Origin of the sequence: Pseudomonas sp. DR208, assembly GCF_019823005.1 — a bacterium.
Classification (GTDB): Bacteria; Pseudomonadota; Gammaproteobacteria; order Pseudomonadales; family Pseudomonadaceae; genus Aquipseudomonas; species Aquipseudomonas extremorientalis.
This window is the reverse complement of sequence record NZ_CP081944.1, coordinates 1,693,152-1,709,944: the sequence shown is the minus strand read 5'-3', so window position 1 is coordinate 1,709,944 and position 16,793 is coordinate 1,693,152. Positions and strand designations below refer to the sequence as shown.

Sequence of the window (16,793 nt, the reverse complement as noted above, 5' to 3'; positions counted from 1 at the left end):
CGCCTGCGAAGTCGACACCTGCCTGGCCGCCTTGCCTCACAACCCCTTGCGGCGCTGTAGCAATGCCTGATGCGCCGCCTTCACCTGGAGTTCCTGCCATGTTGAAACCCCGTAATGTCCTCAAGCTGTGCGTGCTGTTCGCCGCGCTGGTCCTCGGCCATGCCGAAACCGCTGCCGCCCATGAAGTCACCGATGTGCTGGGGCGCAAGGTCGACGTGGCGGACAACGTCAAGCGCGTGGTCCTCGGTGAAGGCCGCTTGATTTCGGCGTTTGCCCTGTTGGACCGCGATGCGCCGTTCCAGCGCATCGTCGGTTGGCAGAACGATTTGAAGCTGCTGGACCAGCACACCTATAACGCCTACGTGGCGAAATTTCCCAGCGTGAAAGACATCCCGCTGATCGGCCAGGCGTCGGAACAAAGCGTCAGCGCCGAGGAAATCCTCTCGCTCAAACCCGACCTGGCGGTGTTCAGCATTTCCGGCCACGGCCCGACCGAACACAGCCCGGTCGCCGATGTGCTGGCCAAGGCGGGCATCCCGGTGCTGTTCGTCGACTTTCGCATCAACCCGGTGCAAGGCACCCACACCAGCATGAACGCGCTGGGCCAGGCGCTGGGGCGCGAAGCCCAGGCCAAGGCCTTCCTGGACTTCTATGACCAGCACCTCAAGGTCATCACCGACGCGGTCGCCACCTTGCCGGCCGGCCCGCGTCCGAGCGTGTTCCTCGAACTGCTGGCCGGCGCCTGGCAAGCGCCGGGGCACACCACGGGCAAGAGTGGCATGGGGGAAGTGATCAAGCTGGTGGGCGGGCGCAACATCGCCGCCGATGTGGTGCCGGGGGCACTGGGGGATATCAGCGTGGAATACGCCTTGAAAGCGGACCCGGATATTTATGTCGCCACCGGTAACCACAAGCCGGGGCTGATCCTGGGTGCCGGCGTGAGCCATGACGAGGCGCGTGAAGCCTTTGACCGCGTATTGGCGCGCCCCGAGTTCGCCAACCTGCGTGCCATCCGCGCAGGCAATGCCCACGGTCTGTGGCATGACTTCTACAACTCGCCGTACAACCTGCTGGCGATTGAGTCGCTGGCCAAGTGGGTGCATCCGCACTTGTTCGCCAAGCTGGACCCGCAGGCGACCATGGAACAGATCAACCAGCAATTCCTGGGGATGCCGTTGCAGGGTGCCTATTGGATCGACACCTCTAAATGACCACGCAAACCCTCGACCTCGCCTCAGCCACCCACGGCTATCGCCGCCTGCTGGCGCGGCGTGCCTGGCTATTGGCGCTACTGGGCATGGCGCTGGTGTGCGCCCTGCTGGTGGACCTGGCCAGCGGCCCGTCCGGCATGGGCCTGCTGGCCTTGCTTGACGGGATTGCGCACCCGTCCCACCTCAGCGCCACCGACCAGGTGATCATCTGGAACGTGCGCCTGCCCTACGCGTTGATGGCGGTGCTGGTGGGCTGTGCGTTGTCGCTGGCCGGGGCGGAGATGCAGGCGATCTTGAACAACCCGCTGGCCAGCCCGTTTACCTTGGGCGTGTCGTCGGCGGCGGCGCTGGGGGCATCCCTGGTGATTGTGTTCCCGGTGACGACCTTGTGGGTGTCGGCCAATACGGCGATTTCCATTTCGGCGTTCATCTTCGCCGCCGCCTCGGTGTTTTTGCTGCAAGCCATGTCGCGCCTGCGGGGCGCCGGCGTAGAGAGCCTGGTGCTGTTCGGCATCGCCCTGGTATTCAGTTGCAACGCGGTGGTGGCTTTGTTGCAACTGGTGGCCACCGAGGATGTGCTGCAACAACTGGTGTTCTGGACCCTGGGCAGCGTGACCCGGGCCAACTGGGACAAGCTCGGTATCCTGGCCCTGGTGGTCGCGGTGGTGTTGCCGTTTTCCTTCGCCGCCGCACCGCACCTGACCTTGCTGCGCATGGGCGAAGACCGCGCGCAAAGCTTCGGCGTGGACGTCAAGCGTCTGCGGTTTTTCTCGTTGATGCGCATCAGCCTGTTGTCGGCTACCGCCGTGGCGTTCGTCGGCACCATCGGCTTTATCGGCCTGGTGGGTCCGCATATCGCGCGGATCCTGGTCGGTGAAGACCAGCGCTTCCTGCTGCCGGCCAGCGCCCTGACCGGCGCGCTGTTGCTGGCGCTGTCGTCGATTGCCAGCAAGCTGATCATGCCCGGTATGAGCGTGCCGGTGGGCATCGTCACGGCGTTGGTGGGCGTGCCGATTTTCGTGATGCTGGTGTTCAAGCGCGGGAGGCAGTTATGAGCGAAGGGTTAAGCGTGCACAACGCCAATGTAAGTTATGGCCGCTGGCAGATCGTGCATGACCTGAGCCTGCCGACCTTGCCCCACGGCAGCCTGACCGCCCTGATCGGCCCCAACGGCGCCGGCAAGTCCACCTTGCTGCGCGCCGTGGCCGGGCTGGAAAAGATGCACGGCGTCGTACGACTGGATGACCTCGACCTGTCAGCCATGTCCGTGGCCGAGCGCGCCAGGCGTGTGACCTACATGCCGCAGAACCTGCCACCGGGCCTGAGCCTCAGCGTAATGGAGAGCGTGATTGCCGCGTTGCGCGTCACCCCTGTGGACGGCCTTCCATTGTCCAACGACGCTTGCCTGCGCGAAGCCTTCGAGGCATTGCAGCGCATTGGCATCACGCACTTGGCCGATCAGTGGTTAAACACGCTGTCGGGCGGTCAACGCCAACTGGTCAGCCTCGCACAACTGATTGCACGGCGCCCCCAAGTGATGCTGCTGGACGAACCCACCAGCGCCCTCGACCTCAATTACCAATTGAAAGTCATGGAGTGCGTGCGTGGGCTGGTGCGCGAACACAACCTGATCGCCGTGGTGGTGTTGCACGACATCAACCTTGCCGCACGTTTTGCCGACCATATTGCCGTGCTGCGCCAGGGTCGCTTGTACGCCAGTGGCGCAGCAAACGAGGTGCTCAATCCGCTGTTGTTTGCCGAGGTGTATCGCGTGCGGGCGCGCATCGAGCGCTGTTCAGAGCAGTCGCTGCAGGTGTTGGTGGATGGCGCTTTTTGATTTGCTTCTAAGGGTATGCGCAAATGTTTCATTGAATTTTCGCACGCCCAACATTACCTATACCTACAGGCATCCGTTCAAGCATCACCACTTTTGGAGAGCTTCATGATCGACCTGTATTACTGGACCACCCCCAACGGCCACAAAATATCGTTGTTCCTGGAAGAAGCCGGCCTGCCCTACAAGGTGCACCCGATCAACATCGGCCAGGGTGAACAGTTCAAGCCTGACTTCCTGAAGATCGCTCCCAACAACCGCATCCCGGCCATCGTCGACCAGACCCCGACCGACGGCGGTGCACCGATTTCCCTGTTTGAGTCCGGCGCGATCCTGTTGTACCTCGCGGAAAAAACCGGCCAGTTCATTCCAAAAGACCTGCGCGGTCGCCAGGAAGTACTGCAATGGCTGTTCTGGCAAATGGGCGGCTTGGGCCCGATGGCGGGGCAGAATCATCACTTCAGCCAGTTCGCCCCGTAGAAAATCCCCTACGCGATCAAACGCTACGTGGATGAAACCGCACGCCTCTACGGGGTGCTCGACCGGCGCCTGGCGGACCGTGCGTTCGTGGCCGGCGAGGACTACAGCATTGCCGACATGGCGATCTACCCCTGGATTGTTTCCCACAAATGGCAAAGCCAGCGCCTGGAAGATTTCCCACACCTGCATCGCTGGTTCAACAGCATCAAGGAACGGCCGGCGACGGTCCGGGCGTATGAGCTGGTGCAGAAAGTCAACCCGCCCAAGTCTTGATACGCAATTCCTGAAAATAAGGCATGGCTCCCGCTTGCGTCGTTTCGCCGCGCTCACTAACGTAGCGCCTTTACTGACGCTACCCCCCGCAGGAGCTTTGCCATGGCCTCGCCAGCCCTCTCACATTTTCTTCCCCGGTTCGGCGTTGCCGCGGCAGTGGCCAGTGCGTTAAGCCTGGCCGGTTGCCAGCTCCAGAGCACCCAGGACACCCTGCCGCCGGTTGCCGGCGTACAGCCGATCAAAGGCCTCGCGCAGAATGTATCGGTACGCCGCAATGCCCAGGGCATGCCGCTGATCGAAAGCAACACCTTCCATGACGCGCTGTTCAGCCTCGGTTACGTGCATGCCAGTGATCGCATCACCCAGATGGTCACCCTGCGCCTGCTGGCCCAGGGCCGCCTGGCGGAAATGTCCGGGCCTGAAGTGCTGGATGTCGACCGCTTCATGCGCGCGGTCAACCTGAAAAAAAGCGCCGGCGAGCTGTACAACGCCTCCAGCCCGCGTCTCAAGCGCTTCTTTGAAGTGTATGCGCGTGGCGTCAACGCCTACCTGTTCCGCTACCGCGACAAGCTGCCGCCGGACCTGGCCCGGACCGGCTACAAGCCCGAGTACTGGAAGCCGGAAGATTCGGCGCTGCTGTTCTGCCTGCTGAATTTCAGCGAGTCGGCCAACCTGCAGGAAGAGATTTCGTCGCTGGTGCTGGCGCAGAAAGTCGGCGTCGACAAACTCGCCTGGCTCACCCCAAGCGCGCCGGATGAAGCGATCCCGCTGGCCGAGGCCGAAAAACTCAAGGGCGTGAACCTGGGCCAGATCACCGGCCTGGCCGGGCTGGACGCGGTCAGCCAGCAACTGGGCAGCCTCAACGCCCTGGCGGTCACCACCTCAAGCAACTGGGCGATCGGCCCACAGCGCAGCCGCAGCGGTAAAAGCCTGCTGGCGGGCGACCTCGCCGCCCAGCCGCAGGCACCGTCGCCGTGGAGCTACGTGCAGATCCGCGCACCGAAATACCAGGCCGCCGGCGCTTCGATTGCCGGCCTGCCGACGCTGCTGTCCGGCTTCAACGGCAAAGTCGCGTGGAGCATGAGCACGGTCAAGGGCGACACCCAAGACCTGTTCCTTGAAAAAGTCAGACGCCAGGGCAGCGCGCTGTATTACGAGAACAACGGCAAATGGCTGCCGGCGGGCGTGCGTAACGAAACCTTCTTCGTCAAAGGCCAGCGCTCGATCCGCGAAGTGGTGTACGAAACCCGTCACGGCGCCCTGCTCAACAGCAGCCAGGCGCTGACAAGCGGTCTGGGCCTGGCCCTGCAAACCGCCGACTTCAAGGACGACAAGAGCCTGGATGCGTTCTTCGACCTGTCCCGCGCGCAAACCATCGGCAAAGCCTCGGACGCGACCCGGGAAATCCGTGCCATCGCGTTGAACATGATCTTCGCCGACGCCGGCAGCATTGGCTGGCAAGTCACCGGCCGTTTCCCCAACCGCCGCGAAGGCGAAGGTTTGCTGCCGTCGCCGGGCTGGGACACGCGGTTTGACTGGGATGGCTACGCCGACGCCATGCTGCATCCCTATGACCAGGACCCGGCCCAAGGCTGGATCGGCACCGCCAACCAGCGCACCGCGCCGCGTGGCTATGGCATGCAACTGTCCAATTCCTGGGATGCCCCGGAGCGCAGCGAGCGCCTGGCGCAACTGGCCAATGCCGGCAAGCATGACAGCCGCAGCCTGATCGCCATGCAGTACGATCAGACCACCACCTTCGCCGCCAAACTCAAGAGCATGTTCCAGGCGCCGGGCATGGCCCAGCCGCTGAAACAGGCGATTGACGCACTGCCGGCGGCGGAACAGGCCAAGGCGCGTGAAGCGCTGGGTCGCCTGATGGCCTTCGACGGTCGCCTGGTGTCGACCTCCGCAGACGCTGCGCTCTATGAACTGTTCCTGCAGGAAAGCACCAAACAGATCTTCCTCGACGAGCTGGGTCCGGAAAACAGCGCCAGCTGGAAAGCCTTTGTCAGCAACGCCAGCCTGTCCTATGCCGCCCAGGCCGATCATTTGCTGGGCCGCGAAGACAGCCCGTTCTGGGATGACGTGCGTACGCCGCAGAAAGAAGACAAACCGGCGATTCTCGCCCGCAGCCTGGCCGCCGCGATCAGCGCCGGCGACAGTCAGCTGGGCGCCGACCACAAGGCCTGGCAGTGGGGCAAACTGCACACCACCACCTGGAAAAACGCCAATGGCCAGGTGATTCGTGGCCCACTGGCCTCCGGTGGCGACCACAACACCTTGAACCCGGCGCCCTACAACTGGGGACAGGACTTCGCCACCACCCAGGTGACCGCGCTGCGCCTGATCGTCGATTTCGGCCAGGTGGAACCGATGATGGGCCAGGGTGGCATCGGCCAGTCCGGCAACCCGGCCAGCCCGAACTATGCCAATGGCATCGACCCGTCGCTCAAGGCGCAATACCTGAGCTTCCCGATGCAGCCGCAGAACTTCGAGAAGGTGTACGGGAAGGCCAGGTTGACCCTGACACCCGGCAAGTAACCCGGCTTTCCTGAAAAACCTGGATCTAATGTGAGAGGGGGCTTGCCCCCGATTGCGGTGGGTCAGTTGCACCTTGGCTAGCTGATACACCGCTATCGGGGGCAAGCCCCCTCTCACATTTGGACTGCATGCATTCAGATAGAACTTCCCAGCCCACACCCGCCTCATAAGTAACAAGCCCACCTCCCCCGGTCACCCCATGGACCTTGTCATCGCCCGCCCCGAAGGCCTCTACTGCCCCGCCGGAGATTTCTATATCGACCCCTGGCGCCCGGTGGAACGCTCGGTCATCACCCACGCCCATGGCGACCACGCCCGCACCGGCAACCAGCACTATCTGGCGGCGGCCCCCGGCGAAGGCATCCTGCGCTCCAGGCTGGGCCAGGACATCAACCTGCAAACCCTGGCCTACGGTGAGCCACTGGTGCACCACGGCGTCACCTTGAGTTTCCACCCGGCCGGGCATGTGCTCGGCTCGGCTCAGGTGCGCCTGGAATACCAGGGCGAAGTCTGGGTCGCGTCCGGCGACTACAAGGTCGAGCCCGACGGCACTTGCGCGCCGTTCGAGCCGGTGCGCTGCCACACCTTTATCACTGAATCCACCTTCGGCCTGCCGATCTACCGCTGGCAGCCCCAGGCGCAGATCTTCGCCGGGATCAACGACTGGTGGCAGGCCAACATCGCCGCCGGCAAAGCCAGCGTGTTGTTCTGTTATTCATTCGGCAAGGCCCAGCGTATCCTGCATGGCATTGACGCCAGCATCGGGCCCATCCTCAGCCACGGCGCGGTCGAACCGTTGAACCGGGTGTACCGCGAGGCCGGCATCCATATCCCTGAAACCCTCTACGCCGGCGACTTCAACAAGACCGACCCATTGCTGCGCCAAGCCTTGATCATCGCCCCGCCCTCCGCCGGCGGCAGCAGTTGGATCAAGCGCTTCGGCGACTACAGCGACGCCTTCGCCAGTGGCTGGATGCGCCTGCGCGGCACCCGACGGCGGCGTGGAGTCGACCGGGGCTTTGTGCTCTCGGACCACGCCGATTGGCCCGGCCTGTTGTGGGCCATCGAGCAGACCGGCGCCGAGCGGGTGATGGTCACCCACGGTTCTGTCGGCGTGTTGGTGCGCCATCTGCGGGAAAAAGGCCTGGATGCCCAGGGCTTCACCACCGAATACGGCGATGACGAAGAAGAGGCCGGTGCATGAAGGCCTTTGCCGAGCTATACGCGAATCTCGACGCCACCACTTCCAGCAACGCCAAGCTGGCTGCGTTGCAAGCCTACTTCCGGGATGCCGCGCCAGAAGATGCCGCCTGGGCCGTGTATTTCCTGTCCGGCGGACGGCCACGGCAACTGGTGCCGACGCGCCTGCTGCGGGACATGGCCACAGAAGCGTCCGGCATCGAGCCGTGGCTGTTCGAGGAAAGCTACCAGTCAGTGGGTGACCTGGCGGAGACCATTTCCCTGCTGCTGCCGGAATCTACCTACACCTCGGAGGACGGCCTGGCCGTATGGCTGGAGGAAAAACTCCTGCCATTGCGCGGCTTGCCTCCCCTGGAATTGGCTGAGCGCCTGCCGGCGTTGTGGGCGCAACTGGATCAACCCAGCTTGATGGTGTGCATCAAATTGATCACCGGCAGCTTTCGCGTCGGCGTGTCCAAGTTGCTGGTTACCCGTGCCCTCGCCGCCATGGCCGATCTCGACAGCAAGCGTGTGGCGCAGCGGTTGGTGGGCTACACCGACCTGTCCAATCGTCCGACCGCTGAGGGCTACCTCAAGCTGATCGCTGCCGAATCGTCCGACGAGCATGCACAACGGGGCGGCCAGCCTTATCCGTTTTTCCTGGCTCATGGCTTGGCGCAACCGGTGGAGCAGTTCGACGCGCTGCTCGGTGCCCCCACCGACTGGCAGGTGGAATGGAAATGGGATGGCATCCGCGCACAATTGGTCAAGCGCGACGGGCGCCTGTGGGTCTGGTCCCGTGGCGAAGAGCTGGTCACCGAACGTTTTCCCGAACTTCACAGCCTGGTGAGTGGGTTACCGGACGGCACTGTGATCGACGGCGAGATCGTGGTGTGGAAGGACGCAGTGCAACCCTTCGCCCTGCTGCAACAACGGATCGGCCGCAAGACTTTGAGCAAGAAAGTGCTGGAGGATGCGCCGGTGGCGGTCCTGGCCTATGACCTGCTGGAACATCAGGGCGACGACTGGCGCAACCATACCCAGGCCGAACGCCGCGCTCAGCTTGAGCAGGTGGTCACCCAGTGCAACCAACCGGTATTGCTCGCCTCACCGTTGCTGACCGCAACCACCTGGCAAGCGCTGGCCGAACAACGCGAAGCTTCGCGCAGCCTGGGCGTGGAAGGCATGATGCTCAAGGCCCGCGATGGCCTGTACGGCGTCGGCCGCACCAAGGACATGGGCGTGTGGTGGAAGTGGAAGGTCGACCCGTTCAGCGTCGACGCGGTGTTGATCTACGCCCAGCGCGGCCACGGCCGGCGCGCCAGCCTCTACAGCGACTACACCTTCGCGGTGTGGGACGGCCCGCCCGGCAGCGAACGCACGCTGGTGCCCTTTGCCAAGGCCTACTCCGGGCTGACCGATGAAGAAATGCGCAAGGTCGACGCGATTGTGCGCAAAACCACCGTAGAGAAATTCGGCCCGGTGAGCAGTGTCACGCCCAGTATGGTGTTTGAGCTGGGGTTCGAGGGCATTGCCTTGTCCAAGCGGCACAAGAGCGGGATTGCGGTGCGGTTTCCGCGGATGTTGCGCTGGCGGCAGGATAAGGCGGTGGATGAGGCCGACAACCTTGCCACCCTGCAAGACCTGCTGACCTGACACCGATCAACAGGTGGGAGGGGGCAAGCCCCCTCCAACATCTGAATTTCTTTATGACTCGAAATGGTGCGCTCATTTTTCTGCGCCCATTTTCGGGCATCTCCTACACTCAGATCTCCCTTGTCCCACCTTTTAAAACGCTCATTCGGAACTATGGTGCAGAAATTGCTACTTGTGATCCGTCTGACACCGTTCAGTAACAGTCCTAAACGCGCCACAAGCGCTTATCTTGGTTTCCAGGGATTACATAATGAAAAAAGCATTGCTGACCCTTTCTGCACTGGCTATGTGCATGGCCGCAGGTTCCGCCTTGGCCAAGGAATACAAGGAACTGCGTTTTGGTGTCGATCCGTCCTACGCGCCATTCGAATCCAAGGCAGCGGACGGCAGCCTGGTGGGCTTCGATATCGACCTGGGCAATGCGATCTGCGCCGAGCTGAAAGTGAAGTGCAAGTGGGTCGAAAGCGATTTCGACGGCATGATTCCAGGCCTGAAAGCCAACAAGTTCGACGGCGTGATTTCGTCCATGACCGTGACCCCGGTGCGTGAAAAGGCCATCGACTTCTCCAGCGAACTGTTCTCTGGCCCGACCTCGCTGGTGTTCAAGAAAGGCGCGGGCTACTCGACACCTGAGTCTCTCAAGGGCAAGTCCGTAGGCTACGAGCAGGGCACCATCCAGGAAGCCTACGCCAAGGCCGTGCTGGATAAAGCCGGTGTGACCACCAAGGCCTACGCCAACCAGGACCAGGTGTACGCCGACCTGACCTCCGGCCGTCTCGACGCCTCCGTGCAGGACATGCTGCAAGCCGAACTGGGCTTCCTGAAGTCGCCGGCCGGTGCCGGTTACGAAGTCAGCGCGGCCATCGACGACCCTTTGCTGCCGTCGAAAACCGCCATCGGTATCAAAAAAGGTAACACTGAACTGAAGGCGCTTTTGGATAAAGGTATCAAAGCGTTACACGATGATGGCACCTACGCCACCATCCAGAAGAAACACTTTGGCGATCTGAACCTGTACAGCGGCAAATAATGCCTGGAGCGCCCTTCCCTGGGAGGGGCGCTTTTTTATCGCCATAGGTCCTGATTTATGTTCGAAGAACTGTTGCAAACCCTCGGGTTGAGCGCGCTCAGCCTGAAGGGTTTCGGCCCGCTGTTGCTGCAAGGCACCTGGATGACCATCAAGTTGTCGGTGCTGTCCCTGGCCGTCAGCGTGGTGCTGGGCCTGCTCGGCGCCAGCGCCAAACTTTCCAGCCTGCCCTTCCTGCGCATCCCCGCCCAGCTCTACACCACCCTGATTCGCGGCGTGCCCGACCTGGTGCTGATGCTGCTGATTTTCTACAGCCTGCAAACCTGGCTTACCGGCCTGACCGACTTCATGGAATGGGAATACATCGAGATCGACCCGTTCAGCGCCGGGGTGATCACCCTGGGCTTTATCTACGGGGCGTATTTCACCGAGACTTTTCGCGGCGCGATCCTCGCGGTGCCCCGTGGCCAGCTGGAAGCCGCTACCGCCTATGGGCTCAAGCGCGGGCAGCGGTTTCGCTACGTGACCTTCCCGCAAATGATGCGCTTTGCCCTGCCGGGTATCGGCAATAACTGGATGGTGATGCTCAAGGCCACGGCCCTGGTGTCGATCATCGGCCTGGCCGACCTGGTCAAGGCCGCCCAGGATGCCGGCAAGAGCACCTACCAACTGTTCTACTTCCTGGTCCTCGCCGCGTTGATCTACCTGTTGATCACCAGCGCGTCCAACTTCGTCTTGCGCCGCCTTGAACGTCGCTACTCCGCTGGCGCCCGGGAGGCCGTGCGATGATCGAACTCTTGCAGGAATACTGGCGCCCTTTCCTTTATAGCGACGGCCAGCACATCACCGGCCTGGCCATGACGATGTGGTTGCTCAGCGCCGCCCTGGTCATCGGCTTCCTGGTGTCAATCCCGCTGTCCATTGCCCGCGTGTCGCGCAAGCGCCTGATTCGCTGGCCGGTGCAGTTCTATACCTACCTGTTCCGGGGCACGCCGCTCTATATCCAGTTGCTGATCTGCTACACCGGCATCTACAGCCTCGCCGCCGTGCGCGAACAACCGTTGCTGGATGCGTTCTTTCGCGACGCGATGAACTGCACCATCCTGGCCTTCGCCCTCAACACCTGCGCCTACACCACGGAGATTTTCGCCGGGGCGATCCGCAGCATGGCCCATGGCGAAGTCGAGGCGGCCAAAGCCTACGGCCTCAGCGGCTGGAAGCTCTATGCCTACGTGATCATGCCGTCGGCGTTGCGTCGCTCGCTGCCCTACTACAGTAATGAAGTGATTTTGATGCTGCACTCGACCACGGTGGCCTTCACCGCAACGATTCCAGACATCCTCAAAGTGGCGCGGGATGCCAACTCGGCCACCTTCATGACCTTTCAATCATTCGGTATCGCTGCGCTGATCTACCTGACCGTGACCTTTGCCCTGGTCGGTCTGTTTCGTTTGGCGGAGCGCCGTTGGCTGGCCTTTCTCGGGCCGAGCCATTAAGGAGCGTTCATGCGGCATCAGATTCATGAGTTGATCGCGCCGGTGCCCGGCACGGCGCGGCAGATTCACAGTTTTCACTTCGGCCCGGAGCAGGCCGAGGGCAAGATTTACATCCAGTCATCGCTGCATGCCGATGAACTGCCGGGCATGCTGGTGGCCTGGCACCTCAAGGTGAAGTTGGCGAAATTGGCCGCCGCCGGTCGCCTGCGCAGTGAAATCGTGCTGGTGCCCATCGCCAACCCGGTCGGCCTGGAACAGGTGTTGATGGACATCCCGCTGGGCCGCTACGAACTGGAAAGCGGGCAGAACTTCAATCGCCGGTTTGTCGACCTCGGTGAAGCGGTGGGTGACCAGGTCGAGGAGTTACTCGGGGATGATCCCCGGCACAACGTCGAACGGATCCGCAGCGCGCTGTCCACCGCCCTCGCAGAGCAAAGCGCCGACACCCAACTGCAGTCCCAGCGCCTGGTACTGCAACGCCTGGCCTGCGACGCCGATATGGTGCTGGACCTGCATTGCGACTTCGAAGCCGTGGCGCACCTGTACACCACGCCCGAGGCCTGGCCGCAGGTGGAACCCTTGGCGCGCTATATCGGCTCGGAGGCGAATCTGCTCGCCACCGACTCCGGCGGGCAATCCTTCGACGAGTGCTTCACCCTGGTGTGGTGGCAGTTACAGCAACGCTTTGGCGAGCGCTTCCCGATCCCCATGGGCAGCTTTTCGGTGACCGTCGAGCTGCGCGGCCAAGGCGACGTCAACCATGGCCTGGCGGCGCTCGACTGCCAGGCGATCATCGATTACCTGATTCACTTCGGTGCCATTGCCGGCGATGTCGCACCGCTGCCGGACCTGCCCTACCCCGCCACGCCACTGGCCGGCGTTGAACCGGTGGCGACGCCGGTGGGCGGCCTGCTGGTGTTCAGCGCCCTGCCCGGTGAATACCTGGAAGCCGGGCAACTGATCGCCGAAATCATCGACCCCATTACCGACCGCGTAACGCCCGTGCACTGCCAGAAGGCCGGCCTGCTTTACGCCCGTTCGCTGCGCCGCATGGCCACCGCCGGGATGGTCATCGGCCATGTCGCAGGCTTAGAGGCCTACCGCAGCGGCTACCTACTTTCGCCTTGAGGATGCACGCCCCATGTACAAATTGACCGTTGAAGGCCTGCATAAAAGCTATGGCGACAATGAGGTGCTCAAAGGTGTGTCGCTCAAGGCCAGGACCGGTGACGTGATCAGCCTGATCGGCGCCAGTGGCTCGGGCAAGAGCACTTTTTTGCGCTGCATCAACTTCCTGGAAACCCCCAACGACGGCGCGATGACCCTCGACGGCCAGCCGATCCGCATGGTCAGCGACCGCCACGGCATGCGCGTGGCCGATGACGCCGAATTGCAGCGCCTGCGTACGCGCCTGGCCATGGTGTTCCAGCACTTCAACCTGTGGAGCCACATGAGCGTGCTGGAAAACATCACCATGGCTCCGCGCCGGGTGCTGGGTTGCAGCAAGAAGGACGCCGAAGACCGTGCCCGTCGCTACCTCGACAAGGTCGGCCTGCCGGCACGCGTGGCCGATCAATACCCGGCGTTCCTGTCCGGCGGCCAGCAGCAACGCGTCGCCATCGCCCGCGCCCTGGCGATGGAGCCGGAGGTGATGCTGTTCGACGAGCCCACCTCGGCCCTCGACCCGGAGCTGGTGGGCGAAGTGTTGAAGGTGATCCAGGGCCTGGCCGAGGAAGGTCGCACCATGATCATGGTGACCCACGAGATGAGCTTTGCGCGCAAGGTGTCGAGCCAGGTGCTGTTCCTGCACAAGGGCCTGGTGGAAGAGCAAGGCGCGCCGGAGGACGTGCTGGGCAATCCGAAGAGCGAGCGTTTGCAGCAGTTCCTGAGTGGCAATTTGAAGTAAACCTTTGCGCGCTCTGGAAGGTCTGTGGAATAGACCTTCCAGAGTTCCGCCGCCCCATGGCAAAACCCATCGACTTCGCCAAACAGTGGTTTGCCGCCAAAGGCTGGAAGCCGTTCGCTTTTCAGAAAGAGGTGTGGGCGGCGGTCAAGGGCGGCCAGTCGGGGTTGCTGCATGCCAGCACCGGCGCCGGCAAGACCTACGCGCTGTGGTTTGCGGCGCTCAATCGCTTTGCCATCACTCGCCCGCCTGTTGTGGGTAAACGTAAACCACCCGCTGAACCGCTGACGGTGCTGTGGATCACGCCCATGCGTGCCCTGGCGGCCGACACCGCCCGCGCCCTCGAAGCACCGCTTGCAGCCTTGCAGATTCCCTGGAGCATCGGCCTGCGCACCGGCGACACCAGCAGCAGCGAGCGCGCTCGCCAGACCCGTCGCCAGCCGACCGCGCTGGTGACCACCCCGGAAAGCCTGACCCTGATGCTGGCCCGCGCCGACAGCCAGGTGAGCCTGGCGCACCTGCGCATGGTGATCGTGGATGAATGGCATGAATTGATCGGCAACAAGCGCGGCGTGCAGTTGCAATTGGCACTGGCGCGGCTGCGGCGCTGGCATCCGGAACTGATGGTGTGGGGCATTTCGGCGACCTTGGGTAACCAATCCCATGCCTTGGAGGTGTTAGTCCCGCAAGGCGACGGGATCAATGTACAGGGGCAAACGGCCAAAGAGTTAAAGGTCGACACCTTGCTGCCGCCGGTCGCCGAGCGCTTTCCCTGGGCCGGGCATATCGGCTTGAAGATGTTGCCCCAGGTAGTGGCCGAGGTCGAAAGCAGCAGCAGTTGCCTGGTGTTTACCAATACCCGGGCCCAGTCGGAAATCTGGTACCAGGCGTTACTGGACGCCCGGCCCGACTGGGCTGGGGTGATTGCCTTGCACCATGGCTCGCTGTCTCGGGAAACCCGCGACTGGGTGGAACGGGCGTTGAAGGACGGCCAGCTCAAGGCCGTGGTGTGCACCTCCAGCCTGGACCTGGGGGTGGACTTCCTGCCGGTGGAACGGGTGCTGCAGATCGGCTCGGCCAAAGGCGTCGCACGCCTGATGCAACGCGCCGGGCGCTCGGGGCACGCGCCGGGGCGGCCCTCGCGGGTGACGCTGGTGCCGACCCACAGCCTGGAACTGGTGGAAGCGGCGGCGGCCCAGGATGCGATTGCCCAGCGGCGCATCGAAGCGCGGGAATCGCCGCACAAACCGTTGGATGTACTCGTACAACATTTGGTGAGCATGGCGCTGGGCGGTGGCTTCACGCCAGATGCGCTGCTGGCGGAAGTGCGCGGGGCCTGGGCGTACCGTGACCTCACGGACGCAGACTGGGCATGGGCCTTGGGGTTTGTGCGCCATGGCGGCCTGTCGCTGACGGCCTATCCGGATTACCGTCGCGTGGAGCCGGACGAACAGGGCGTCTGGCGTGTCCCCGATGCCCGTCTGGCGCGCCGTCACCGCATGAGCGTGGGCACCATCGTCAGTGACGCGAGCATCCATTTGAAATACTGGAGCAAGGGCGGGGGCGGCAAGAACCTGGGCAGTGTCGAAGAAGGTTTTATTGCGCGGCTCAAGCCCGGGGATGGTTTCCTGTTCGCCGGGCGTCTGCTGGAGCTGGTGCGCGTGGAAAACATGACCGCCTACGTGCGCCGCAGCACCGCCAAAAAAGCCGCCGTGCCGCGCTGGAATGGCGGGCGCATGCCACTTTCCAACGAGCTGGCCCAGGCGGTGGTGGAGCGCTTTGATGCGGCGGCGCACGGGCATTTCAAGGGGCCGGAAATGCAAGCGGTGCAACCGTTGTTACAGACGCAGTTGCGTTGGTCGGGCCTGCCCACACGCGAGCATCTGCTGGCCGAAGCGCTGAAATCGCGGGAAGGCTGGCACCTGTTTCTTTATCCGTTCGCCGGGCGCCAGGTGCACCTGGGGCTGGCGAGTCTGTTGGCGTGGCGGGTGAGCCAGGGGCAGGCGGTGACGTTTTCGATTGCCGTGAATGACTACGGGCTGGAGTTGCTGAGCGCCACGCCTGTGGATTGGCCGGTGTTGTTGAATGACGCGCTGCTGAGTCCTGAGAACCTGCTGGAAGACGTGGCCGCCAGCCTGAATGCCGGGGAGCTGGCGCTGCGCCGCTTTCGCGAGATCGCACGCATCGCCGGGCTGGTGTTCGCCGGCTACCCCGGTGCGCCGAAAAGTACGCGGCAGGTGCAGGCGTCCAGCGGTCTGTTCTTCGAGGTGTTCAAACAGTACGACCCGCAGAACCTGTTGCTGGCTCAGGCTGGGGAAGAAGTCCTGCGCGATGAGTTGGATATTCGTCGGCTGGAAGTGACGTTGCGTCATCTGTCGGCGTTGAAGCTGGACCTGCACCGGATCGAACGGCCGACTCCCCTGGCCTTTCCGCTGCTGGTCGAGCGGATGCGCGAAAGCATGAGTTCGGAAAAACTCTCGGAGCGTATTGCAAGGATGGTCAAGGACCTGGAAAAAGTCGCGGATAACGGGAAGCGCTGATGGTCTGTTCGATAACGCTCGAGGGTGAGCAATTATGGTTGCTGGCAGACAAAGCGATCTACTGGCCTGCGCGCGGGTGCCTGTTGATTGCCGATGCGCACTTTGGCAAGGCCTCGGCGTACCGCAGCCTGGGGCAGCCGGTGCCGCAAGGAACCACCACTGCCAATCTGGAGCGGCTGGACCGGCTGCTCGCGTCGCATGGGTGCGCGCAGGTGATCTTTCTTGGCGACTTCCTGCATGGTCCCGGCTCTCACGCCAGCGGCACCCTGGGCGCCTTGCGGGCCTGGCGCGAGCGCCATCCCGCGCTGGCCCTGACGCTGGTGCGCGGCAATCACGATAAACGCGCCGGTGACCCACCGCTGGACCTGAGGATTGAAGTGGTTGCGGAACCACTGCTGATGGGCCCCTTTGCCCTGCAGCACGAACCTGACGCCCACCCCAGCCACCACGTGCTGGCGGGGCATGTGCATCCGGTGTACCGCTTGCGCGGCAAGGGCCGGCAAAGCCTACGGTTGCCCTGCTTTCAGATCGGGACGCGGGTCAGCTTGTTGCCGGCGTTCGGTGCGTTTACCGGTGGCTTTGCGGTGGAACAGGCCGATGACCACCGACTCTATGTGGTCGGTGATCAGGAGGTGTGGCCAGTGCGCTAG

Annotated in this window: 13 protein-coding genes and 1 pseudogene; all 14 read left to right on the top strand. The window is 63.1% G+C overall.

Going from position 1 to position 16,793, the window contains the following annotated elements:
- Positions 1-98 precede the first annotated feature (98 nt).
- The 14 genes and pseudogenes from K5K89_RS07500 to pdeM all read left to right on the top strand — a co-directional run bounded on the left by K5K89_RS07500 (position 99) and on the right by pdeM (position 16,793).
- Complete coding sequence (locus K5K89_RS07500) at positions 99-1,211, top strand: ABC transporter substrate-binding protein (protein ID WP_071488830.1); 1,113 nt, start codon at positions 99-101, stop codon at positions 1,209-1,211.
- Complete coding sequence (locus K5K89_RS07495; RefSeq protein ID WP_222541119.1) at positions 1,208-2,266, top strand: FecCD family ABC transporter permease; 1,059 nt, start codon at positions 1,208-1,210, stop codon at positions 2,264-2,266. Before K5K89_RS07500 ends, K5K89_RS07495 begins: the two co-directional genes overlap by 4 nt.
- A complete protein-coding gene (locus K5K89_RS07490) occupies positions 2,263-3,048 on the top strand; it encodes an ABC transporter ATP-binding protein (protein WP_222541118.1) in 786 nt (261 codons plus the stop codon). Before K5K89_RS07495 ends, K5K89_RS07490 begins: the two co-directional genes overlap by 4 nt.
- 105 nt (positions 3,049-3,153) lie before the next feature.
- Positions 3,154-3,798, top strand: a pseudogene (locus K5K89_RS07485) (glutathione binding-like protein).
- Positions 3,799-3,900: 102 nt separating this feature from the next.
- On the top strand, positions 3,901-6,342 hold the full coding sequence (locus K5K89_RS07480) for a penicillin acylase family protein (RefSeq protein WP_222541117.1): 2,442 nt from the start codon (positions 3,901-3,903) through the stop codon (positions 6,340-6,342).
- A gap of 199 nt (positions 6,343-6,541) precedes the next feature.
- The gene (locus K5K89_RS07475) at positions 6,542-7,546 is read left to right on the top strand and encodes a ligase-associated DNA damage response exonuclease (RefSeq protein ID WP_093512199.1); all 1,005 of its coding nucleotides are present in this window, start codon (positions 6,542-6,544) and stop codon (positions 7,544-7,546) included.
- The gene (locus tag K5K89_RS07470; protein WP_222541116.1) at positions 7,543-9,177 is read left to right on the top strand and encodes an ATP-dependent DNA ligase; all 1,635 of its coding nucleotides are present in this window, start codon (positions 7,543-7,545) and stop codon (positions 9,175-9,177) included. Before K5K89_RS07475 ends, K5K89_RS07470 begins: the two co-directional genes overlap by 4 nt.
- Positions 9,178-9,427: 250 nt before the next feature.
- The gene (locus K5K89_RS07465) at positions 9,428-10,207 is read left to right on the top strand and encodes a transporter substrate-binding domain-containing protein (protein ID WP_222541115.1); all 780 of its coding nucleotides are present in this window, start codon (positions 9,428-9,430) and stop codon (positions 10,205-10,207) included.
- Positions 10,208-10,264: 57 nt separating this feature from the next.
- Positions 10,265-10,993, top strand: a complete 729-nt coding sequence (locus K5K89_RS07460; RefSeq protein ID WP_071488823.1) for an ABC transporter permease — start codon at positions 10,265-10,267, stop codon at positions 10,991-10,993.
- On the top strand, positions 10,990-11,700 hold the full coding sequence (locus K5K89_RS07455) for an ABC transporter permease (protein ID WP_071488822.1): 711 nt from the start codon (positions 10,990-10,992) through the stop codon (positions 11,698-11,700). The genes K5K89_RS07460 and K5K89_RS07455 overlap by 4 nt, the downstream gene beginning before the upstream one ends.
- A 9-nt stretch (positions 11,701-11,709) precedes the next feature.
- Positions 11,710-12,828 carry a succinylglutamate desuccinylase/aspartoacylase family protein gene (locus K5K89_RS07450; RefSeq protein ID WP_222541114.1) on the top strand — a complete coding sequence of 373 codons (1,119 nt, stop codon included), beginning with the start codon at positions 11,710-11,712 and terminating at the stop codon, positions 12,826-12,828.
- A 13-nt stretch (positions 12,829-12,841) separates the two neighbouring features.
- Entirely contained in the window at positions 12,842-13,606 is a 765-nt protein-coding gene (locus K5K89_RS07445; protein ID WP_016973168.1) for an ABC transporter ATP-binding protein, read from the top strand.
- Positions 13,607-13,662: 56 nt separating this feature from the next.
- Complete coding sequence (locus K5K89_RS07440; protein WP_222541113.1) at positions 13,663-16,143, top strand: ligase-associated DNA damage response DEXH box helicase; 2,481 nt, start codon at positions 13,663-13,665, stop codon at positions 16,141-16,143.
- Positions 16,143-16,793 carry a ligase-associated DNA damage response endonuclease PdeM gene (gene pdeM, locus K5K89_RS07435; protein ID WP_222541112.1) on the top strand — a complete coding sequence of 217 codons (651 nt, stop codon included), beginning with the start codon at positions 16,143-16,145 and terminating at the stop codon, positions 16,791-16,793. The genes K5K89_RS07440 and pdeM overlap by 1 nt, the downstream gene beginning before the upstream one ends.